The organism is Gilliamella sp. Choc5-1 (assembly GCF_001690595.1).
Classification (GTDB): Bacteria; Pseudomonadota; Gammaproteobacteria; order Enterobacterales; family Orbaceae; genus Gilliamella; species Gilliamella apicola_M.
The window spans coordinates 85,910-109,522 of the sequence record NZ_LZHH01000118.1; the positions used below are offsets into that span (position 1 = coordinate 85,910).

General features: G+C 33.7%; 21 protein-coding genes and 4 tRNA genes. 9 read left to right on the forward strand and 16 right to left on the reverse strand.

Annotated elements, in window-relative coordinates:
* Window positions 1–38: 38 nt before the first annotated feature.
* From pilQ to A9G35_RS11235, 4 genes are read right to left on the reverse strand one after another with little or no spacing between them, the layout of a single operon-like run.
* The gene (gene pilQ, locus A9G35_RS11220) at window positions 39–1,358 is read right to left on the reverse strand and encodes a type IV pilus secretin PilQ (protein ID WP_176701429.1); all 1,320 of its coding nucleotides are present in this window, start codon (window positions 1,356–1,358) and stop codon (window positions 39–41) included.
* A complete protein-coding gene (locus A9G35_RS13560; protein ID WP_065636934.1) occupies window positions 1,351–1,719 on the reverse strand; it encodes a hypothetical protein in 369 nt (122 codons plus the stop codon). Before A9G35_RS13560 ends, pilQ begins: the two co-directional genes overlap by 8 nt.
* Complete coding sequence (locus A9G35_RS11230; RefSeq protein WP_065636935.1) at window positions 1,719–2,192, reverse strand: hypothetical protein; 474 nt, start codon at window positions 2,190–2,192, stop codon at window positions 1,719–1,721. The genes A9G35_RS13560 and A9G35_RS11230 overlap by 1 nt, the downstream gene beginning before the upstream one ends.
* Window positions 2,182–3,132, reverse strand: a complete 951-nt coding sequence (locus tag A9G35_RS11235; RefSeq protein WP_065636936.1) for a PilN domain-containing protein — start codon at window positions 3,130–3,132, stop codon at window positions 2,182–2,184. The genes A9G35_RS11230 and A9G35_RS11235 overlap by 11 nt, the downstream gene beginning before the upstream one ends.
* Window positions 3,133–3,334: 202 nt before the next feature.
* Between A9G35_RS11235 and A9G35_RS11240 the strand changes: the two genes are divergently transcribed.
* The 3 genes from A9G35_RS11240 (at window position 3,335) to A9G35_RS11250 (ending at window position 3,606) form a co-directional block, all read left to right on the forward strand.
* Window positions 3,335–3,410: transfer RNA gene (locus A9G35_RS11240), tRNA-Val, on the forward strand.
* A gap of 35 nt (window positions 3,411–3,445) precedes the next feature.
* Window positions 3,446–3,521 (forward strand) — tRNA-Val (locus A9G35_RS11245).
* 9 nt (window positions 3,522–3,530) lie between these two features.
* Window positions 3,531–3,606: transfer RNA gene (locus A9G35_RS11250), tRNA-Lys, on the forward strand.
* Between the two features lie 202 nt (window positions 3,607–3,808).
* Here A9G35_RS11250 and A9G35_RS11255 read toward each other — a convergent pair.
* From A9G35_RS11255 to A9G35_RS11275, 5 genes are all read right to left on the reverse strand, one after another.
* Window positions 3,809–4,435: a LysE/ArgO family amino acid transporter gene (locus A9G35_RS11255; protein ID WP_065636937.1), complete on the reverse strand. Its 627-nt coding sequence runs from the start codon at window positions 4,433–4,435 to the stop codon at window positions 3,809–3,811.
* 1,004 nt (window positions 4,436–5,439) lie between these two features.
* Complete coding sequence (gene gntP, locus A9G35_RS11260; RefSeq protein WP_065636938.1) at window positions 5,440–6,783, reverse strand: gluconate permease GntP; 1,344 nt, start codon at window positions 6,781–6,783, stop codon at window positions 5,440–5,442.
* A 203-nt stretch (window positions 6,784–6,986) separates the two neighbouring features.
* Complete coding sequence (locus A9G35_RS11265) at window positions 6,987–8,267, reverse strand: MFS transporter (RefSeq protein ID WP_065636939.1); 1,281 nt, start codon at window positions 8,265–8,267, stop codon at window positions 6,987–6,989.
* A gap of 41 nt (window positions 8,268–8,308) precedes the next feature.
* A complete protein-coding gene (gene uxaC / locus A9G35_RS11270; protein WP_065636940.1) occupies window positions 8,309–9,715 on the reverse strand; it encodes a glucuronate isomerase in 1,407 nt (468 codons plus the stop codon).
* 30 nt (window positions 9,716–9,745) lie between these two features.
* Window positions 9,746–11,215, reverse strand: a complete 1,470-nt coding sequence (locus tag A9G35_RS11275) for a mannitol dehydrogenase family protein (protein WP_065636941.1) — start codon at window positions 11,213–11,215, stop codon at window positions 9,746–9,748.
* Window positions 11,216–11,493: 278 nt separating this feature from the next.
* On the opposite strand from A9G35_RS11275, the gene A9G35_RS11280 reads away from it, so the two are divergent.
* The 3 genes from A9G35_RS11280 (at window position 11,494) to A9G35_RS11290 (ending at window position 14,192) form a co-directional block, all read left to right on the forward strand.
* The gene (locus A9G35_RS11280) at window positions 11,494–12,255 is read left to right on the forward strand and encodes a GntR family transcriptional regulator (protein ID WP_065636942.1); all 762 of its coding nucleotides are present in this window, start codon (window positions 11,494–11,496) and stop codon (window positions 12,253–12,255) included.
* 75 nt (window positions 12,256–12,330) lie between these two features.
* A complete protein-coding gene (gene uxuA, locus A9G35_RS11285; RefSeq protein WP_065636943.1) occupies window positions 12,331–13,512 on the forward strand; it encodes a mannonate dehydratase in 1,182 nt (393 codons plus the stop codon).
* A gap of 248 nt (window positions 13,513–13,760) precedes the next feature.
* The gene (locus tag A9G35_RS11290) at window positions 13,761–14,192 is read left to right on the forward strand and encodes a DUF3597 domain-containing protein (RefSeq protein WP_065636944.1); all 432 of its coding nucleotides are present in this window, start codon (window positions 13,761–13,763) and stop codon (window positions 14,190–14,192) included.
* A gap of 106 nt (window positions 14,193–14,298) precedes the next feature.
* On the opposite strand, the gene pth is transcribed toward A9G35_RS11290, so the two are convergent.
* From pth to thiI, 6 genes are all read right to left on the reverse strand, one after another.
* Window positions 14,299–14,883: an aminoacyl-tRNA hydrolase gene (gene pth / locus A9G35_RS11295; protein ID WP_065561443.1), complete on the reverse strand. Its 585-nt coding sequence runs from the start codon at window positions 14,881–14,883 to the stop codon at window positions 14,299–14,301.
* Window positions 14,884–14,958: 75 nt separating this feature from the next.
* The gene (locus A9G35_RS11300) at window positions 14,959–15,906 is read right to left on the reverse strand and encodes a ribose-phosphate pyrophosphokinase (protein WP_065636945.1); all 948 of its coding nucleotides are present in this window, start codon (window positions 15,904–15,906) and stop codon (window positions 14,959–14,961) included.
* A 271-nt stretch (window positions 15,907–16,177) separates the two neighbouring features.
* A complete protein-coding gene (gene trmL / locus A9G35_RS11305; protein WP_141673867.1) occupies window positions 16,178–16,669 on the reverse strand; it encodes a tRNA (uridine(34)/cytosine(34)/5-carboxymethylaminomethyluridine(34)-2'-O)-methyltransferase TrmL in 492 nt (163 codons plus the stop codon).
* 16 nt (window positions 16,670–16,685) lie between these two features.
* A complete protein-coding gene (gene cpxA, locus A9G35_RS11310) occupies window positions 16,686–18,068 on the reverse strand; it encodes an envelope stress sensor histidine kinase CpxA (RefSeq protein WP_065636947.1) in 1,383 nt (460 codons plus the stop codon).
* A gap of 28 nt (window positions 18,069–18,096) precedes the next feature.
* Window positions 18,097–18,819, reverse strand: a complete 723-nt coding sequence (locus tag A9G35_RS11315) for a response regulator (RefSeq protein WP_065636948.1) — start codon at window positions 18,817–18,819, stop codon at window positions 18,097–18,099.
* Between the two features lie 78 nt (window positions 18,820–18,897).
* A complete protein-coding gene (gene thiI, locus A9G35_RS11320) occupies window positions 18,898–20,346 on the reverse strand; it encodes a tRNA uracil 4-sulfurtransferase ThiI (RefSeq protein WP_065636949.1) in 1,449 nt (482 codons plus the stop codon).
* A 330-nt stretch (window positions 20,347–20,676) separates the two neighbouring features.
* Between thiI and secG the strand changes: the two genes are divergently transcribed.
* The 3 genes from secG (at window position 20,677) to A9G35_RS11335 (ending at window position 22,579) form a co-directional block, all read left to right on the forward strand.
* Window positions 20,677–21,051, forward strand: coding sequence for a preprotein translocase subunit SecG (secG, locus tag A9G35_RS11325; protein WP_065636950.1), 375 nt, complete (start codon window positions 20,677–20,679; stop codon window positions 21,049–21,051).
* 7 nt (window positions 21,052–21,058) lie between these two features.
* Window positions 21,059–21,144: transfer RNA gene (locus tag A9G35_RS11330), tRNA-Leu, on the forward strand.
* A gap of 184 nt (window positions 21,145–21,328) precedes the next feature.
* Window positions 21,329–22,579 (forward strand): integrase domain-containing protein, encoded by a 1,251-nt coding sequence (locus A9G35_RS11335; protein WP_065636951.1) that lies wholly within the window; start codon window positions 21,329–21,331, stop codon window positions 22,577–22,579.
* A 772-nt stretch (window positions 22,580–23,351) separates the two neighbouring features.
* On the opposite strand, the gene A9G35_RS11340 is transcribed toward A9G35_RS11335, so the two are convergent.
* The coding region (locus A9G35_RS11340; RefSeq protein WP_141672645.1) for an integrase core domain-containing protein at window positions 23,352–23,613 on the reverse strand (262 nt) is incomplete at its 5' end.

Genomic DNA, 23,613 nt, shown 5'->3' on the forward strand with positions numbered 1-23,613 from the left:
TAAACACAAGTTTAAGTATGATACAACTGTGTTAACATTTACTCAACCAATTGCGGTGTAATAAAAATAACTAATTCACGTTTTTGTTGTTTTTTACTGTTGTGTTTAAATAAATTGCCAATCACGGGCATACTAGCAGCACTAGGGACTTGCTGTTTGTTATTAGTATTAACCTGTTGAAAGATTCCCCCTAATACGAGAGTTTCTTCATTTTTTATTTGTACTTGTGTTTTGATTTCTTGCGTATCAATTGCCAGCGCTTCGCCACCATCACTACGTTTTATTGAACGCCCTGCCGTATTTTGTGTAATATATAAATCTAAAAGAATGCGATCATCAGGCAGTATTTTAGGTGTTACTTCTAATCCTAATACCGCTGATTTAAATTCAACCGATGTTGCACCATTGCTACCGCTAGATACTTCGTAAGGAATTTCGGTACCTTGTTTTATCGATGCCATGTTTTGATTAGAAGTAAGTAAATTTGGACTGGCGATAATTTCTAATTGATTTTCAGACTCAAGCGCTGATAATTCTAAATTCAACAAACTTCCCGATAGTTTCGCTAAATTAAACCCTACCGTTGTGGTAGGATGCGCTACACCAAGACCAACATCAAACTTATCTAATAATTGCGATGATTTGCCAGTGTAACCCCATTTAATACCTAGCTGTGACATGCTTTCATCACTCATGGTGACGATATGCGCTGAAATATGAACTTGAGGCATGGGTTTATCAAGTGTTTTTACTAATTTTTTGATGTGAGTAAATTGTTTTGCTAAATCAGTAATAATCAGCGAATTGGTACGTTTATCGAGCGTTACCTTTCCCCTTTCAGATAGTAGGCCTTGCTGTTGAATTGTTTCGATTAATGTTGTTGGATCAGCATGATTAATCGCTATTGATAACGAGTTAAGTGGTTGGCTAAATTCTTGTTCTTTTTGTTCTAATTGCTTTTTTTGCAATAATATATCAGGATCAGGCTGTTTAGAAACAAACAAAATATTGTCATCAATGTCAGCGTATAAATTTGCTGAGTCTAATACGATCTTTAGTGCTTTGTGCCAATCAACGTTATTTAATTTTATGGATTGTTTTATGGGGAGATCTTCGGTTATAACCAAATTCATCTGTTTACTATCGGCTAGTGCTTGTAAAATAATGGCAATGTCGGTTTGATAAAATGTCATTGAGACATTTTTTTGCTGTTCCGAATTTAATGATTGATCGGCATAACTAGCTTTTATTCCAATGATAAAAAAAATAAAAATAATTGTTATAGCCAAATTGATTTTAGCTTGAGTAACAAGGCTGATATAGTTATTTAGCCGCTGTTTCTTAGTGTGATTATTCATTGATAGGCATTGTCCATGATATAGTGTGATGGCAATAATCAGGTAAATCTGCTTGCCAAATAATTTTATTGTTAAGTAAAGATTGCACATGCCAAGGAAATAAGACATTTGGCACCTCATCATCGGTTATTGCTAGCCATTGATTATTAGATGTTAGCCAAATTTGCTGATAATTTTGATCAAGTTGTTTCATTATTCCCCTAAAATGCCAAGCTTGAATTTGTTCAAGCAATTGTTCACTTTGTTCACTACAAGAAACCGAATAATATGGTTGAAAAGGATTCCGTTCTAAAGATTTATCAGCTTTAAGATCAAAACAGACAAAAAATAATAAACTGGTGCATAAAAATAAATAACGCATCACCCATCATCCTTTTTAAACAATAAAGTAAAGGTAATCTGTAACTGCTGATCTTGTTTACTAATTTTTAGGTTTTGAAAATCAAGGAAATAAAAGTCATCGGTCAATGATGAAATTAAATTCATAAAATTAAAAAACTGGCCATTTAGCTCTATATCCCAATTCTCTATTTGGTCTGTTTGATAACGCTTGAAGGTGCTCAACTCAAGGTGATGTTGTTCGATCGCCTGTGCTAATTCTTGTTCTGATATCAAGCTATATAAGCTATTTTTACTTGTTTGGTAACGATTCACTTTGGCCTGTAATAGCTGCGTTTCAGTGATTTTTTGCTGATATTCATTAGCATTTAATTTGGCTTGTTGATCAATATCGTAAATAAAAAATAGATAAATAACCACAAAAACTGCCAAACAACAAAATATAGACAGTAGATATTGTTGCCAAATTGGACGATTAAAAAAATCATTGTTCATTAAGGCGCATTTCCATTTCAAAAACTAAGTTTGTTTTATTAGATAAGACGCTATTTATTCGGCTGTCACTGATATTTTTCAGCGTTAATAGATTTTGATTAAAATTAGTTAACTCAACATAGCTAAAACTTTGCCCATCAATCCTAATTTTTTGTTGTTCATAATAAAAAGAGTCCAACCAAATCACCGAAGGTAACTGTGCTGAAAACAACAATAATGCATCTCGAATCTGTTTTTGACTTAATGATGGATTAGGTAGGTAACTAGATAATTCAGCCGTCAGTTTTTGTACCGCCTGCTGCTGTTCTAGCAGTTTTTGCTCATAATATTGCTGTTCATTTCGGGCTTTAATCCACCAATAACAAAATAAACAACTGATTATGCCAATAAGACTAACAATCGTGTACGCTAATTGCCGCTGGTGTTTTATTTGCTTTTCTTGTCGCCAAGGTAGAAAATTAATTTGAGCGTGGTCAAATCGACAACCAACAAATGTTAATGATAATTCATGCTTTTTAAAAAGATTTATCCAGTTTTCAATATAATTACGCTCAGCTATCATCACGGTAACATATTCATTTTTTTTAGTTGGATAAACAAAATCAAAAAATACATTTTTAGTGGGTAATTGAAATAATTTATAAATATTAGCTTGAACATATAAAATCAATTCACTTAATTTTAACTTTATATCTGGTAAGACAAGTTGTTGCGTTTGAACTAAATTGGTATCCAAATTAAGTTCAAATTCAGTCCGTCCAGCAAATTTTTTTTGTAAATCACTTAAAAATAAATCTATATCGGCTTCATTTTGATAATGAAATGCAATTAAGCCATCGCTTGTGTCTAATGTAGTTATCTGCTTGGCAGAGCTAACTACCTTATAGCGTAAAATAGTGGGCTGAACATAAATAATGACGCGTTCTTTATTAAAAACCATGATGAATTAACTTTTATCTGTGATAACCGAATCGCTTCATCATAGTAATTCTTTACCAAATAAAAATAGAGAAAAGTAATTTTTGCGAACTACCACCCAAAAAATGTTTAAAATTAAACCGAACAAGGTGGATTTTAGAGAAATTTTAAAAAAAAGGTTGACTGAAATAAGACGTGCCTTATAATGCACATCCACACGGTAAGGGTGATTAGCTCAGTTGGGAGAGCACCTCCCTTACAAGGAGGGGGTCACTGGTTCGAACCCGGTATCACCCACCAATCTTTACCGTGGCGTTTTAGAAATAAAACATTTGGGGTGATTAGCTCAGTTGGGAGAGCACCTCCCTTACAAGGAGGGGGTCACTGGTTCGAACCCGGTATCACCCACCATCTTCAGATGGGTCGTTAGCTCAGTCGGTAGAGCAGCGGACTTTTAATCCGTTGGTCGAGCGTTCGAATCGCTCACGACCCACCATTTAATTATACATTTCTTAAGTAAATCCAATTAAACAAAGAAAAGCGATGAGAACGCTAGCGTTCGACAAATTTGTCTGGAACAAATTTGAACAACACGCAGTGTTGGCCCTGCAGGGGTGAGGCACACGATGTGCCGAATAATCGCTCACGCCCCGCCATTTATTTAACAAATGCCCAACAAATTTTACAAAAAAATAATATCAATGACATTCAAAAATATACCAAACTAATTGATAAGCGATATAAAACATTATACACCCAATCAAAAAGTCCAATATGATCCAAACCTTTTTTTGTTTAAATAGTGGTGTTAGCAATCTTGCGCCATAACCTATTCCAAAAAACCAAATGAACGAAACACAAACAGCACCAATTAAAAAAGCCAATTTTTGTTGGCTTGTTAATGTGCTAGCAATTCCACCCACAATAACAACAGTATCCAAATAGACATGGGGATTAAGTAGTGTGACAGCCAAGGTTGCCAGTACAACTTTTAATAAGTTGTTATTGTTTAGTATGTTAGATTCTATTTGCATGCTACTTGTGCCTTTAATTGCATTTTTAAACGCACAAAAACCATGCCAAACTAAAAAAACCGCCCCAGAGATTGCTAAAATATTAGTAATTAAAGAATTGCTACTAATAAAAGTACCTATCCCAAAAATCCCAATTGACATTAAGGCAAAATCACAAACAAAACAAATTGCCGACACATAAAAGATATGATTTTTTAGTAATCCTTGCTTGAGCACAAATAAATTTTGAGCACCAATGGCAATAATTAAACTCGCTGAAATTAATGCACCACGTAATATTGCTGATAGCATTTTTTGATAATTCTTAGGTAAATATAAAACAGAGTGAATATATATCACTCCTCTTGTAAAGCGTCAATAAACGACTAATAGACTCATTGATATATTTTAAACTATCGAAATTACTCACTTTGTTTACAGCCATTTAAGCAACTACACATAATAAATATATATAAAAAACCAAATAAATATCATATAAATGACAAAATAACTTTTTGATATTATGAATAAAAATAACTATCACTCATTTAGCTAAACGCTCTATGGTCATTCGCTAGAGCATTTATAATCTGCTAAAAAAGCCTGATGAGAGCTGTTTGTGTCTTTAACCAGTAAGAACGAACGTTATAAAGCCATCAGCTAGGGTATTAAACGTTTGTTTAAAATCGAAAAACCCATTAAAAATAAATTAAGACGGCAAGCTAAAGGCGATAACAAAACCTATCTAAGCGAAATGCGACAGACAGATACCTAAAGTTTGCCGTTACTTAAAAATCAAACAAAGCAGCAAACTAGATAATATTTCCATTTTCATATCTGTTTGATTTTTAAGTTTTTTATACATAAACGTAGTACACTCCTGAAACTTTTTCACAAAAGTTATAATATATTGATTTTTTTAGATAAACTGTGTGATAACCGGTATATCAAGCAAAAATCACCTGCCCATAAACTAATGGAAAAGCCCAAAGCGTGATACGAACTTTGAATTGAGATGCGGCATAATCAGCCAATATTTAGCGATTCAAAAGAGTGAAAACAAAAGCTTAAACGTTTGATTAATTTTTTATAACACCGTTAAACCGCATAAAGCGATTTCAGGAAAAACGCCTTATGCGCTTTAGCGGATTATTTTAATCATGAAGTTTGAATTACTTGGCGTTTGCCTACATATTAGGTTGTAAAATCGCATTCGCATTGATGATAAAGATAAACTCATGTAACGAATATAATACTTAAAAAATAAAAAGATTAACTGCAAAATATTACAGTTAATCTTTTCAAAAAAATCACAATTAAGCAATAATACTTATAATTAACACAACAGCTAAACCAACAATTGAATTAATTAGTTCTAATAAGCCCCATGTTTTTAAAGTATCTTTGATGGATAAATCAAAGTAACCTTTAAATAACCAGAAAGAAGCATCGTTGATATGAGTCAATGTGTTAGACCCCGCAGCCGTTGCAAGTACAAGTAAGGCTGAGTTGACGCCATGCATAATTCCCGTAGTAGGATCGATAACTGCAGCACCAATAATCCCTGCTGCTGTCATCGCAGAAACAACACCTTGCCCTGTTGCTAAACGGATTAGCACAGTAATTAACCATGCCATAATATAAGGAGATACCCCTCCAGTTGACATTAATTGACCAATAGTATCACCAATACCAGTATCGATGATAATTTGCTTTAATGCACCACCAGCGCCAATAATTAGTACAACCATTGCTATACCTTTTACTGCATTATCAAAAGACTTCATAACCCATTCCATTGAATGGTTAAGTTTCTTTCCAAATAAGATAAAAGCAACAATCATTGCTAGAAACATTGCAATTTGAGATGATCCAATAAAGTTGAGAACGCAATAAGCTGTTGTGCCTTTTTCTAACCATATATTTGCTATTGTGGTTGCTATCATGATATAAGCAGGAATCAAAGGAACAGTAATTGATGTAAAAAAAGAAGGAAGATTATTTTCATCAATAGGTGTTTCAGATTGTAAGAACTGTGGAGTGGGTCTTTCTAAATTGCCGAGAAATTTAGGAAGAATTATACCAGCACAAATTACAGAGGGAATTGCGACAATAAGTCCATAAATATAGACCATTCCCATATCAGCCCCATAGGCATTAACTAAAGCTACAGGTCCTGGTTGTGGAGGAAATAATGAGTGGGCTGTGGTTGCTGCTGCAACTCCAGGAATAGCTAGTTTTAAAAATGGAATTTTCGCTTCTTTTGCTAATGCAATTACTAACGGAGCTAATATGATAAATGCCGCCTCATAAAACATTGCTAGACCAAATATAAGCCCCATAATAATGATCGCTATTTTTACATATTTAATCCCAAGTTTTTTTAATAAAGTTTGAGCAATTTGATGAGCAGCACCAGAATCAACCATTAATTTGCCAATAACAGCCCCAAAAACAACAATAATAGCTAATTCACCAAGTGTTCCACCAAACCCTGATTTAATCGTTTTAAGAATACTCAATAAATCCATTTTAGCCATCAGACCAACAAATATTGCTGCAGCTAATAATGCAACCATTGAATTTATTTTAAAGCGAATATTTAAAATCAACATTAATCCTATCCCAAGGATCACCCAAAGAATATTTAAAAACTCCATAAATAAAAGCCCCTATTCTCAATTTTATTTTTATTGGTTAAACATGAATCTGACACATATATTTTTTCTGTAAACAAGTTAATTGGATCTCAAAATAAAAGTTATAAAAGCTATTAGTAAATAGTAAAACAAAACACTAATAAAATAATGGCAAATACAGATCAGATATTGTATTTGCCTGTTTAAAGATATAAGGAAAATAGCTAATTTCTTTCTAATTGAAAGTTACTGTTCTCAATTTTGTTTTCTCTGATAAAAATCCATAAAACAACGGCACCTATTACATCAAAGAAGGCTAACGCAATGAAAAAAGGACCAAAACCAATAATCCCAACGAATGCTCCAATAAATAGATTAAAAATTAGCTGACCTGTCCATGCACATGCTCCTGCCATTCCAACTGCCGTAGCCACTTGGTTTTTCTTAAATAAATCGCCACCTAGTGTTGAAGCAACTGTAGATAATAGTTGATGAGAAAAACCACCTAAGCTAACTAAGAACACGGCTAAATAAGGGTTTTGAACAATACTTACAAAACCAATGGTCATCATAAGTACAGCGCCTATAGAAAAAGTAATTAATCTTGATCTTATTAAAGAAAAACCTCTATCATTCAAAAATTTAGCTACAAATCCACTAGCTAAACATCCTAAATCAGCCATTAAGAAAGGTAACCAAACAAACATAGCAATTTCTTTTAGGCTAAAATGTAGCGTTTCGACAAAAAATATTGGTACCCAAAAGTTAATAGTACCCCAAGCAGGATCGGCAAGAAAACGCGCAATACCAATTCCCCAAAAGTTTCGTTGAGAAAGAATTGATGAAATAGAAACTTTTTCTTTTTTATCAATATTTAAATATTTCTCTTGCCCTGCCTCAATATATGCACGTTCTTCAGCCGATAGCATTTTAGAATCTTTAGGATCTCGATAAAAAGTAAACCAAGCAAGTGCTGCAATCAATGCTAAAGAACCTGAAACAACAAAAGCAAATTGCCAACCTTGAAATAAAATACACCAGGCAATTAAAGGTGGAGCTAACATTGCACCAAATGAAGTACCCATATTAAATATGCCTGAAGCAATACCTCGTTCTTTTGCGGGAAACCATATAGATGCTGTTTTAATACCTGCGGGTATTGCTGATGCTTCACTGAACCCCATTATACTTCTCATAAAAGCTAAACCTTGCCATGTTCCAGTTAATGCATGCCCCATAGTCGCAAGCCCCCACACAATAGCACAAATAGCAAAACCTAACCTTAATCCAATAGTATCAATAAAAAAACCCATAATTGGTTGACCAATTGTATAAGCCAACTGGAAAGCACTTACTACCCAAGAATATTGTTCTTTAGTAATACCTGTTGTTTCTAAGATAGTAGGGGCAGCAACCCCCAATGCTGTTCTGTCAAGGTAGTTAATGATGGTAATTGCACAAATAAGTAATATCATACACCACCTAAATTTTCGTACAGTTTTCATTATTACTCCTTATTATTCCATGTAAACTTCAATTATTTTTGTTATTTAGAAAAGTAAAAATTAGCATTATTGAAGCAAATATCTTTGATCATATTTCCTACCAAATTAAAATCAGCAGGAATTTCACCATTTTCGATCCAATTTCCAATCATATTGCACAAAATTCTTCTAAAATACTCATGTCTTGTAAATGAGAGGAAACTACGTGAGTCAGTTAACATTCCAACAAATTGGCTCAATAAACCCATTTGTGAAAGCTGCATTAGTTGACGCTCCATGCCATCTTTTTGGTCATTGAACCACCACCCTGATCCAAATTGGATTTTGCCAGCAATACCTGAACCTTGGAAATTACCAGCCATTGTAGCTAGGACTTCGTTATCTCTAGGATTTAAACAATATAGTATTGTTTTAGGTAACTCATCGGTCAGATCTAAAGTTCCTAACAATGAAGATAAAGGTTCAGCGATTGGTCTATCACCAATTGAATCAAATCCTGCATCTGGACCTAGCAATTTATACATCCGTTGATTATTATTGCGTAAAGCACCTAGGTGTAATTGCATAACCCAATTACGTTTATGATATTGTTTACCTAACCAAACAAGAACTGCTGTACTAAATTGTGCTATTTCTAATTCAGATAACGATTGATTATTTAGACGTTTTTTGAGTATTAAATCGAGTTGTTTTTCTGAAGGGATATCTGCGTAGCGTAATATCTCAATACCATGATCTGATGCTTCACAGCCATGCTGTTCAAAGTGATCAAGCCTTTTTAATAATGCAGTGAGCAGTTCTGAAAAAGTGTTTATTTCAATATCACAAACCTGACCTAATTGAGAAATATAGTTAGGAAATCCAGACAGTTCAATTTTAAATACTTTATCAGGTCGCCAACTAGGTCTTACTTTAGTTTCAAAGGAACCATCTAAGCTTATTTGTTTATGGTATTGAAGTGAATCAATTGGATCATCAGTAGTACCTACTGCCCTAACATTCATTTGTTTCAAAATACCTTTTGTCGAAAATTCTTTTGTAGCTAATTGCTCATTAGCCTGAAGCCAAATTTTTTCAGCTGTTTTTTCATTAAAAAGTATATTTTTTATACCAAATGGACGCCTTAACTCTAAATGAGTCCAATGATAAATTGGATTGCCCAATGTTAAAGGAACCACTTTTGCCCAAGCTAAGTATTTTTCGTAATCAGATGCACTGCCTGTAATAAATTTCTCATCTACACCGGCGGTACGAAGCACTCTCCATTTATAATGATCACCAGCAAGCCAAATCTCTGCTAAATTACGGAAGTTTTTATTGTCCGCAATATCTTTTGGTGGTAAATGGCAATGATAATCATATATTGGTTGATCTGCTGCATAATCAAAATAGAGTCTTTGCGCGACTTCGGTTTGTAACAAAAAGTTTTCATCCAAAAAGTTTTTCATTATATTTAACCCGCTCTTAGTTTAATAACCTTAGTTTGATAAATTGCTGACAGTTTGTTTTGCCCCATATTTCATTAAAGAAAGGTAATGTATTGTTACCTTTTCTTTAAATAATGCATTGTTCGGCAAATCTAAACCAAAGACAGCCCCTAGACGTAATAGAGCATTTACTCGTTCAACGCCATCGTTGCTCGTTTTAACAATATTTTGTAGTTGCTCACTCATTGGATCTCGTAAATCTATTGGCTGGTTATTATCATCAATGCCGCCGACATAGCGCATCCAACTCGCAACCCCTAAAGCTAGCAATGAAAAATCTGAACCATTTTTGATATGCCAACGGATTGAATCGAGCATTCTTTGAGGCAATTTTTGAGTACCATCCATCGCAATCTGCCATGTTTTATGTTTTAACGATGGATTACTAAAACGTTCAATAAGTTTGTTTGCATATTGTTGCAAATTAACATGACTAGGGACGTGAAGTGTTGGTGCTTGTTGTTGCATCATCAATGTTAAAGTTGCTTTTTTATAATTAACATCATTCATGCAATCATTAATGTGCTCGTAACCAGCCAAATAGCCTAGGTAGGCTAAAAAAGAATGGCTACCATTTAGCATACGAAGTTTCATTTCTTCATATGGAACAACATTATCAACAAATTCAGCACCGACTTCATTCCAATTAGGGCGGTTAGTGACAAAATTATCTTCTATAACCCACTGAATAAAAGGTTCACAAGCAATACCACATGGATCAAACATACCGCCTAATGTATCTTCAATTTCAGTTAATGTTTCGGATGTTGCGGCAGGGACAATACGGTCAACCATAGTGCATGGGAATGTTGTATTAGACTCAATCCAATTTGCTAATTGTGGATCTCGAACGTTAGCTAATCCTAATATTGCTTTTTTTAAGACCAATCCATTTTCAGGAATATTATCGCATGATAAAGCAGTAAAGGATTTTAACCCTCGTTGCATTCTTCTATAAAGCGCCTCAACAATAACACCTGGGGCAGACATAGGCTTTGTTGGATTTGCTAAGTCAGCTTTAATTAATGCATTATTCAAATCTAATCCAGCTCCACTAGGTAACATGCAATATCCTTTTTCTGTTACTGTTAATGAAACAATTTCAACTACTGGATCTGTCATCTTTTCTAAAATTGCATCTATACCGTCTGTTGGTGCTAATAATGATTCTTTTACGCTACCAATAATAAATGCTTCTTTTGATGTTGCACCTTTTTCTAACACAGTATACAAATGGTCTTGTTTACGAATTTCATTAATTAATTCTTCACCACCAACAATATTAACTTCACAAATACCCCAGTCACAGTTTCCTTTGTTAAGTAAACGATCAGTCAATAACGCTTGATGAGCGCGGTGAAAAGCTCCAAATCCCAGATGGACAATTCGCGAGGTTATTTTTTGCCGGTCATATAAAGGTCTATGTTGGATTGATTTAGGAAGATTTAATAAATTTAACATTTTATTCACCGTGATTATCTGTTTAACTACCTTATTGGTTAGACATATTTTCATTTGTTGGCAAACATTTCATCTCATTTTTTTCTTTTTTGCGACATAAATCACATTTTTTGGTTTATTTTGTATAAGATGTTCAAAAAATTCCTATAATACAAAATTATATTGGCATTCCAATTGTAAAGTTAAATGTATTTAACCATAATTGACTTATAGTACTTGTAATAATTAGCGTATAATTATCCAATATTAGACCAAAATTAGAATGAGGATTATAAATAATGGTAAAGGTTAATCGGCTATATCAAGAAATTGGTAATGAACTTAAATCACTATTAAAAGGTGGTACCTATAAAATTGGTGACCGATTACCACCAGAAAGAGATATTGCAGAAGCATTTAATGTAAGTAGAACCGTAGTAAGAGAAGCGTTAATTATGCTAGAACTAGAAAATCTAGTCACTGTCAAAAAAGGTTCTGGTGTATATGTAATTGGTTTACCAAATGAAATATTATCAGAAACAGAGAAAAAAATTGAAGAAGAGGATTTTGGCCCTTTTGAACTATTACAAGCTAGACAATTAATTGAAAGTAATATTGCCGCTTTTGCTGCTTCACAAATAGTGAAATCAGATATTATTGAGTTAAGAGCTATTTTAGAACAAGAACGACAAATTTTAGAACAAGGTATGTTAGATGATTACAGTGCTGATGAAAAGTTTCATATTACAATAGCAAGGGCGACCAAGAATTCAATACTTGAAAATCTGTTAAATGATTTATGGCAAAAACGTACCGCTAGCAAAATGTGGGGGCAACTACACAGTCGAATTACTGATCATAGTTATCGAAAAAAATGGCTTTATGATCATGAAAAAATTTTACAAGCGTTACAGGTAAAAGATGCAATGGCCGCACGTCATGCTATGTGGCAACATTTAGAAAATGTTAAACAAACATTAATGGCAGTTTCGGATAGCGAAGATCCAAATTTTGATGGTTATTTATTTGACTCAATTCCGGTTAACATTGTTAATCAATAGATAATAATCAGAATTGTTTATAGATCTTTATTATTTTCAGAAAAATAAATACATGAAATCGTTAAGGAGATTTATATGGAACAAACGATGCGTTGGTTTGGACCAAATGACCCAGTATCATTAGATGATATTAAACAAGCTGGAGCAACTGGAATTGTTACAGCTTTACACCATATTCCCAATGGAGAAGTTTGGACCATTGAAGAAATTGAAAAACGAAAAAATATTATTGAAGAAAAAGGATTAACATGGTCTGTTGTAGAAAGTATTCCTGTTCATGAAGAAATAAAAACCCATACAGGAAACGTTTTACAGCATATTGAAAATTACAAACAGTCTATTAGAAATTTAGCAGCTTGTGGCATTGATACTGTTTGTTACAATTTTATGCCCGTTTTGGATTGGACTCGTACTGATCTGGCTTATGAGTTGCCTGATGGCTCAAGAGCGTTGCGTTTTGACCAAACTGCGTTTGCTGCATTTGATATCTATATATTACAAAGACCTAATGCAGACAAAGATTACTCAAAAGAGGATATAGCTTCAGCTAAATCTTATTTTGAAAAAATGACACAATCAGAAAAAGATAAGCTTATCGCTAACATTATCGCAGGCTTACCTGGTGCAGAAGAAGGTTATTCTCTTGATCAATTTAGGGCACATCTTGCAACCTATGATGGTATTGATAAAACCAAATTACGTGAAAATTATGCTTATTTTTTAAAAGCGATTGTCCCTGTTGCGGAAGAAGTTGGTGTGGTATTAACAGTACATCCTGATGATCCACCAAGGCCTATCTTGGGTTTACCTCGTATAGTTTCAACGATCGAAGATATGCAATGGATTAAAGATACCGTTGATAGTATTCACAATGGTTTTTGTTTCTGTACAGGATCTTATGGTGTTCGTAGTGATAATGATTTAGCTACCATGGCTGAAAAATTTGCCGATCGTGTCCACTTTATTCACTTACGAGCAACAGTTAGAGAAGATAACCCTCTCTCTTTCCATGAAGGTGATCATTTAGCTGGCGATGTCGATATGTATGCAGTGATAAAAGCATTAGTTACTGAAGAAGAACGACGTAAAAAAGCTGGCGTTAAACGAGCCATACCAGTTCGGCCTGATCATGGCCACCAAATGTTAGATGATCTTAAAAAGAAAACCAATCCAGGTTACTCAGCGATTGGCCGTTTAAAGGGGCTAGCTGAAATTCGTGGAATTGAGTATGCAATTCATCGAGCATTTTTCAGTTAACTGAAATAATTTCAATCAATTATAATTAATCTAGACAAAAATCCTAACAATTTTAATGCCCTTTTAAGGGCGTTTTTTTATAAAAAATCACCTATCAATAAATAGAATTAACTTTTTAGAAAACGTTAAATTTTAATACATAAATGCTATTGAAGCATAACTGTTTGACATTTCTAATTTCTAGGCGTTATATATGTATTAGTATCTACATCAAAATAGTTCAACAATTAAAATAGTGGAGTGTGTATATGGGTATCTTAAATAATATTTTTTCAAAAGTATTTCCTAGTGCTCAAGCAGCAGTAGAGCATGCCGTTGATACAGTGAAAGATAAAGTTGAAAACATTACCAGCTCAGTCAAAGATACAGTATCAAATGGTTCAGAACAAGTTAAAGAAAAGGTAGAACAAAGCGCATCTGCGGCTAATGTTGATGTAACATCTATTTTAGATGGTTTAGCAAAAAAACATCCTGAAGTTCTCAACTGGAAAACATCTATCGTTGATCTATTGAAATTATTAGGTATAGATAGCAGTTTAGATGCACGGAAAAATTTAGCGAAAGAACTGAATTATCCAGGCAATACTGATGATACCGCAGCAATGAATACATGGTTAATTAAAGAAGTAATGAAAAAAATTGCTGAAAAAGGTGGTAATGTAACCCATCTTTTCTCTTAAAAGAGAATATTAAGACAATTAAATCCACCTAATATTTTAGGTGGATTTTTTTTATTAAAGTGGATATTTATTGATTTTTACGTTATTGAAACTTCCAACAATTTAACTAAGCTTTAAAAGCATGTAACTTGTTCATTGCAACGTCTATCCCATCAGACAATAAGATATCTGTACAACGTAAAGATTCGTCAATAGCTTTATCAATTAATTCCTGTTCAGGTTTAGATGGCTTATTTAAAACATAACCAACAACTTTATTTTTATCGCCAGGATGTCCAATACCAATTCTTAACCGATAAAAATTTAAATTATTTCCCAATTTACTAGCAATATCTTTTAGCCCATTATGCCCACCATGACTACCACCAAACTTAAGTTTAGCTATTCCGGGATTTAAGTCGAGTTCATCATGTGCAACTAAGATCTCTTCTGGCTTTATTTGGTAAAATGTCGCCATAGCTTGAACAGCTTTACCACTTAAATTCATGAAAGTAGTTGGAACTAATAAACGTACATCATGACCTGAAATGTTGATTCGTGATGTGTAACCAAAAAATTTTTGTTCATTTTTTAATGATTGATTATAACGTTCAGCCAATTGCTCAACAAACCACGCACCTGCATTGTGCCTTGTTGCTGCATATTCATTTCCGGGATTGGCGAGTCCTACAATCAGTTTTATCGTTGTCATAATATTTTTATTGTCACTAGATTTTATCGATAAAAATGCCCCAAAAAAGGGGCATTATACCAATGATAAAATAGGTTATTGATGGAACATTGCTGAAATTGATTCTTCGTTACTAATTCGACGAATTGCTTCAGCAAGCATACCTGATAATGTTAATTGGCGAACATTTTTCAATGCGTTTACTTCAGCCGTTAATGGAATTGTGTCACAAACAACAATTTCATCAATGGCACAGTTTTTAATGTTACTTACTGCTTTACCTGAAAATATCGGGTGGGTAGCATAAGCAAATACTCTTTTTGCACCTCGCGCTTTTAAAGCATCAGCTGCTTTACAAAGTGTTCCTGCAGTATCAATCATATCATCAACTAAGATACAATCTCTATCAGCAACATCACCAATAATATTCATCACTTCAGCTTCATTGGCACGTTGACGACGTTTATCAATAATTGCCATGTCAGTATCATTAAGCAGTTTAGCTATCGCACGAGCACGCACCACTCCTCCAATATCAGGCGAAACAACAATTGGGCGATCAAACTCACGTTGTAGCATATCTTCTAAAATAACTGGGCTACCAAATACATTATCAACAGGCACATCAAAGAAGCCTTGAATTTGTTCGGCATGAAGATCAACGGTTAATACCCTATCGACACCAACAGTTGATAGAAAATCAGCAACAACTTTAGCAGTAATAGGTACACGAGCCGAACGAACTCGACGATCTTGCCTTGCATAACCAAAATAAGGAATAACAGCAGTAATACGACCAGCAGATGCTCGGCGCATTGCATCAATCATAACTAATAATTCCATTAAATTGTCATTGGTAGGGGCACAAGTTGATTGAATAATAAAAACATCTTCACCACGGACATTTTCATTGATTTGGACATTAACTTCACCATCACTAAAACGGCTTACCACAATGTCACCAAGAGAAGTATAAAGACGATTAGCTATACGTTTTGCTAGTTCTGGTGTGGCATTACCAGCAAAAAGCTTCATATCAGGCACGAGAAATCCTCAAGCATGTATTCATGATTACTTTATTCGTAATCGGTTAAATTGGGGCTATAATTATATAATCATTTATCGATTATGCTCAACTACAATATAAAAATATATTGAAAATATTTGATATCAGATCGCAAATAAAACGACTATTTTTTAATTCGTTATTTGGCCTGTTATTTTGTATCTGTTAGTATTATTTGCGTCATAGTTTCAAATTTATTGTGAAGAAAAATATTGCCAATATCTGGTTTATTATGTAGTGATTATATATTTATCCGAAACTAGCCCCCTTGTATTTTAGCTGGCGCCATGATTCATAAACCACAACCGCTACGGCGTTAGATAAATTCATGCTGCGACTCGTTGCTAACATAGGAATGCGTATTTTTTTATTTTGAGGTAATACATCAAGTATAGTTTTCGGTAAACCCCGAGTTTCTGGACCAAACATCAAGAAATCATTTTGTTGGTAATTGACTTCGCTATGTGACCTTTGTCCCTTTGTGGTCAGTGCGTAAACTTGAGTTAATAAATCAATTTGATTATTCTCCAAAAAATGATTGAGGTTTTTATAACGTTTTACATCCACAAATTCTTGATAATCAAGCCCTGCCCGTTTCAATTTTTTGTCATCCCAAAAAAAGCCCATTGGTTCAATAATATGTAAATTAAACCCAGTATTAGCACAAAGACGAATAATATTACCAGTATTAGCTGGAATTTCTGGTTCAAATAAAACGATGTTTAATACAGTATTTGACACAATTTTTCTCTTTTTATTATCTATATTGATGAATGGGCAATACTATCACAATTCTAAGTCCACCCAAGTGGCTTTTTTCAGCTTTAACAGTCCCATGATTGCGAATAATTGCATTGGCTACAATAGCTAGCCCTAATCCTGTTCCGCCAGATTCGCGATCCCTAGCTTCATTTGTGCGATAAAATGGCCTAAAAATTTGTTCAAGCTCACTTTCAGCGACGCCAACTCCGTCATCATCTATTGTAATTGTTATTTTTTGTTGTTTTTCAATAAAACTGATAACAATTTGTTCATTAGAATAACGAAATGCATTACGTATAACATTTTCAAGTGCGCTGCATAAAGCAATTGGATAGCATAAAATAGTATGGTTGGTAGGAAGATTGGTAACAGTAAACTTTTTACCTATTTGTTCTGCTTCAAAAGTTGCATTATCAAGCACTTGTTTAAATAATAAATCAATTTTATTAAATTCACGAATTTCATTATTGTCATATTGCTGCCTTGCCAATGATAATAAATCAACAATCATAGAGTCTAATTTTAATGCTTCAGCATTAATACGCATAACTTCGCTACTTTCGCCTTGTTTTCGACGCAATAAAGCTGTAGCAAGCTGTAATCGAGTCAATGGAGTGCGTAATTCGTGGGAAATGTCAGAAAACAATCGCTGTTGCAGCTCTTGCATTCGTTTTAGTTCTCTCAACATATGGTTAAAACTAGCACCCGTTGCTTTATATTCTGATGAACCTATCTGTTCAAGTTCTGGCCACTCCTGCAAATTTCCTTTTGCAACCTGATCAGCAGCCTTTTTTAACCTTTGAGCAGGTTTTGCAATACTCCAAGATAACCAAAGTAAGACGGGAGAGCTTGCAAGCATAGTCAAAGTTAATAATAAAAAAGGGTGATCAAAAATAAAATTAACAAGTTGAGATTGAATATCTGTGGCTTGTTGTAAAATGTATAATTGATATTGGGCATTAGAATAATGAACTAAAAACGGTCCTATAATTTCTTGAGAATCATAAATCTTCTTTGCAGGATCATTAACATTTTTAGATTTTTCTCTAAATTTTTTTACTAAATCAAGATTTTTAGTTTCAGCAGTAATAATTTGTTCATTGGGTGTAACAATAAATAAAAATTGACCTGGTTTCTGATAACTATCCATCACAACAATAAAACGCATCCACCATCGAAAACTATCTTTAGGTATATTAATAAGATCATTTTCAATTTGATTAGCAAGTACATTACCTATTTGCTTGTCTTTATTTGCTAAATACGTTAAATTTCGAGAATCGAGATTAGGTATAACCATAATTAACATTAGAAAAAAGGCTACTGTCAGTAAAAATGTAGTGAAAATTCTAATGGTTAGTCGGTCAAAAAGCCACATGTTATGTTGTCTTCATTTAAATGTTAGCTTAGTTTTGCAATAGATCATCTTGTTTATCTACCACAAATAAATAACCTTTAGCACGTAATGTTTTAATCCAAGGTAAACCATCACTTCGATGAGGAAGTTTTTTCCTTAAATTAGAAACATGAACATTAATTGAGTTAGCAATAGGGGCAAGCTCTTTACCTAAAACAGATTCACTTAAAGTTTCACGTGAGATTATTTTACCCGCATTTTCAAGAAATTTAAGTAGCACTTGAAATTCAGTGCCCGTTAAATCAATATATTTGTTATCAAAATAAACAGATTGTTGTTTTCTATTTACATTCAATTTATCAATAGTATACTGATTTGGTTTATGAGAATCATTATCAACGCTATTATCCCAACGGGTTCTTCGTAAAAGCGCATTAATTCGAGCGAGAAGCTCTCTATCATTAAATGGTTTTAGAATGTAATCATCAGCCCCTAATTCAAGCCCAATAACTTTATCATACTCATTATCTTTAGCTGTTAAAAAAATAACAGGGACTGTAAATTTATCCCTAAGTTGAGATAATACACTAAATCCATTCATTTCAGGCATCATAATATCAAGTAGAATAAGATCAATTGTATTATCAAACTTTTCTAAAGCTTGAGTGCCAGTATTAGCAACTTCAACTTGATATCCTTCTAATTCGAGTAATTCTCGTAATAACAAAGTAATCTCTAGATCATCATCAACTACAAGTAATTTGCTGTTCATTGCAGTCCTCTTTATCTTTATTTTAAATTTATTATATCTGCAAAAAGTACTAATAATATAGTAAATTATTGTTAAGTTTTATATAGAAAATATTTTTACGTTACTAAAACCTTGGTCAATTAAATAAAGCGCTTGTAACTTACTCATTACGCCACGATCACAATATAGCAAATATTGCTTTGATTGTTCCAAACGCCCAAATTGCGTTGCTAACTTATAAAATGGAATATGCTTAACTTCAATATCGCTCAATATAAGTGGGTTATCTTCCTGCTCTTCTGAAGAACGAATATCAATAACTACGTGCTCGGCACTTAGAGTTGTGACAGTTTCAACATGAGCAATTTTTGTATCAGTTTGTTTTGCTATCTCACGAATATCAATATTTTCAGCCTCGGCAACTGCTTTATCCAAAATCGTGAAATTAAAATTCATTTCCTCTGCTTCAATTTTTTCTTTCACGGCTTTAACCGTTGGGCTTTTAGATATTACGCCACAAAATTCTGGCATTGTTTTAGCTATATCTTCAGTACCAATTTGACGCGCAATATTGATAATGGTTTCTTTGTCATGTGTGATTAAAGGACGTAAAACTAATGTATCACTGGCATTATCAATTAAACGTAAATTGGTAAGTGTTTGGCTTGATACTTGCCCCAATGCTTCTCCAGTAACAAGAGCTTCCACTTTATAGCGTTGCGCAATTTTTGATGCCGCACGAATCATCATCCGTTTTAGAATAACTCCCATTTGCCCATCATCAATTTTTTCAAGAATTTCACCAACAACATCTGAAAAATCAATAGCAATGAAACGCACTTTATGCGAACTACCAAAACGTTCCCATAGGTAATGAGCCATATGTTTAACGCCAATTTCGTGAGTTTTTCCGCCAAGATTAAAGAAACAATAATGCACTCGGCTTCCGCGTCGCATTAGCATATAACTTGATACACCAGAATCAAAACCACCCGATATAAGCGAAAGAACATCTTCTTGTGTACCAGTTGGAAAACCGCCAATGCCAGCATGTCGACCTTTTACCAGCAGTAACTTTTCTTTGTCGATTTCAAGATGAACGGTGATTTCTGGATGAGTTAATTTAACCTTAGCCGAAGACACATGTTGATTAAGCCCACCACCAACATAACGTTCAACATCAATTGAAGTAAATTCATGTTTACCTCGACGCTTCACGCGTACACAAAACGTTTTGTTTTCAATTAATGGAGCATAATAATCCAATGCTTTTTCAAAAATATCATGCATATCAACAAAAGTGATTTCATCAACGGCTAAAATATGATGTATACCGGGGATCCGCGTTAATAACTCAAGTATCTTAGCTTCACTATTTTCAACTTTTGGACGAACTTCAATAAAATCCCAATGACGAATAACTGCGACATTTTCAATATGATGCTTTAAAATATTACGAATATTGCTGGTTAATATTTTAATAAAACGTAAACGAACAGAATCACTTTTAATGGTAATTTCGGGGAAAAGCTTAACAATAAATTTCATAAAATCAATGTGAACGATAATAAAATGGCGTCATTATACTGGTTTTCCTAAAAAAACGTACAATTGATTGTGAAATAATATAGAAATTATAAAATTAAAAAAGCATCAATTAATTTGTTTTGCTAAATGAAGCAAATTTGTAAAACGATAATACATAATATAAAAAAGATATTTTTTACATAGAAACGACGTATTTTTATTTATTTAAAAGTATAAATGCTCAAAATATATCAACTATATTTTAAATTTTACTTGCTTGTTGGCCTGTCTTTCGCTAATATTCCGCATCAATAAATTCTGTTGTATAAAATATAAAATTGACAGGCTAAAATGTACGGATTTTTAATTATAAGTTATTTGATTATTGCAATTGCCATCATTGGATTAGTTCTAATACAACGTGGCAAAGGTGCTGATATGGGATCGTCTTTTGGAGCTGGTGCGTCTGCAACCTTATTTGGCTCTTCAGGTAGTGGGAATTTTTTAACTCGCGCTACCACTTTATTAGGTATTCTGTTTTTTGTAATAAGCATTTTACTTTCAAATTTAGGTAGCAAACCACGAATAGCTTCATCTAGCGAATTTGAGAATATTGAAGATACTGTACCAGTAACAACACAGCTGAATGAAGGTAATACCGCACCTATTACAGCTCCAATTACTCAACCTGTACAGCAAAATTCAACTTCAGATATACCTGAATAACAACGGCGCCGTGGTGGTGAAATTGGTAGACACGCTATCTTGAGGGGGTAGTGCTCTAAGAGTATGCGGGTTCAAGTCCCGCCCACGGCACCAAATCAATAAACAGTAACATTCTTTTAAACCCAAAAAAGCACACCAAACCCAGTAATAACAAGCTTCAAAGTCTATTTTATTGCTCATTAAGTATCAGTAAGGTACATTTACAACCAAAAATAATGGGGGTAGATTTGGGGGTATAATTAAATACCCTATTATTGCGTACCCCCAAAGGTGAAAAATGGCTGTAAAAACTACTCCCTTAACTGACACACAAATAAAAGCATTAAAAGCCACTAGTAAGGATAAAAAGTATTTTGATGGTGGAGGTCTTTTTTTGTTAGTTAAATCGACAGGGGTTAAATTATGGCGATTTAAATATAAAAAGCCAATATCACATAAAGAGACATTATTATCTTTCGGTAAATACCCAGAAACCTCGCTACAACAAGCGCGAAAACAACGAGATGAAGCGCGAGAATTAATAAAGCAAGGGATAGATCCACAATATCACAAAGCGGAACAAGAACAACGTAAGCAAGAAGCTTGTAATAATACCTTTTACGCTATGGCTGAGAAATGGTTCAAATTCAAAACAGAACAAGGTTTAGAAGAACAAACGCTCAAAAAGGCTTGGCGTTCATTAGAAAATCATGTTTTCCCTTATATAAAAGACATTCCAATAAACCAAGTAACAGCTATCAAAGCGATTAACGCATTACAGCCATTAAATAACAATAATAAATACGAAACAGTAAAAAGAGTTTGCCGGCGAATTAATGAAATAATGTATTATGCTGTCAATATGGGAATTATCGATAATAACCCTCTAGCTAAAATCACCGACGTATTTAATAGCCCGAAAGTAAAAAATCAGCCAACTATTCCCCCTACTGAGTTACCGCAGTTCATGCAAGCTTTAGCTATGGCAAAGATTGAATTGCAAACTAGATGCGTGATTGAATGGCAGTTATTAACATTAACGCGACCAAGTGAAGCCGTAGGGGCTAAGTGGGAAGAAATTAATCTAGATAAAAAATTATGGAGTATTCCTGCCGAACGCATGAAAATGGATAGACCTCACAATATACCCTTATCACCGCAAGCAATAAAAATACTTGAGATAATGAAATCTATTAATCATAAAAGTGAGTTTGTTTTCCCAACAGCAAGACCGCCTTATAACAAGCCAATGAGTAGCCAAACCGCTAACATGGCAATAAAGCGCATGGGATACAAAGATAAGTTAGTTGCGCATGGATTAAGAGCTTTAGCTAGTACCGCTTTAAACGAACAAGGCTTTAATTATGATGTCATTGAAAGCGCGTTATCGCATGTAGATAAAAACGCAGTAAGGCGAGCCTACAACAAAGCAGAATATGAACATCAAAAGCGTATTATGCTTGACTGGTGGGGTGACTTTGTTGAGCAAGCAAGCCAAGGAAATGTCTCACTATCAGGTAACCGCAATTTAAAGTTAGTTAATCATTAACCATATCACGCTATTCATACCGTGCCTCATATTTGGGTTACACACTTCAATTCTCCATAATAACCACTCCTCATATCTGAGGGGTGTTTTTTCAAATGTCACCCTTTACTTACCCAGTCATTAGGCTGTTTTTATGCTTACCTCCCCATAATCTTAAACTTTTAATATAAAGTGTTCACTACTATTCACTAACCTAATATTAATTTATATATATCAATATATTATATACTTATTATATATATTTTTTGGTGTTCACTAGTATTCACTACTGTTCACTACTATACACATTATTAAAATAATCTTGATCCTGTAATTAACTAATTGAAATATAAATATATTTAAATAGCGTTATTTTTTTATTAAAATAAAATAATTATTAATCATAATGTTAAGCTAGGATGATTTTAAGGTTGATCCAGGGCAATTATTAGAGGAAAAGAATAAATGCTCTATGCTGATTTCCACCATACAGGTATTACATTTGCAATCTGCTAAAAAGCCAGCAGGTTTATTACATTGGTTTGAGTTACGCAACTATAGCTATTTATGATTCCCCATTTAGTAATAGCAGTCAAAAAAATTATTTCAATTCGCGGTTTTGCATAAAAAGGAGGTTGGGTGGTTTTAAACGTGTAGAGTTATAGAAATTTGCTACCCCCTCCTATTGACTGGGCTAATTTTGGACACGTTAAAAAGCAATCTAATAATTTGCCTTATTGGATTATAATAACCTTATTATTAGTAAGTTAGGTGGTGGAATGGCAACACATTTTCAAACAAAAAAATTAAGGGGTAAGTGTTTTTTAAATTCAACGGGAGGCAAGTAGCCTAACGAAGAATGTAATCGTTTATGATTATACCAATAAGCATAAGCCGAAAAAGCGCGTTGTAACTCAGCCGTTGAGTTGAAACGTTGGCCTTTTACAAATTCCGTTTTAATTGTTTTAAATGTCGCTTCCGCTACCGCATTGTCATATGGACACCCTTTCTTGCTTAATGAATGCGTGATATTAAATGTCTTAAAACAATCCGCT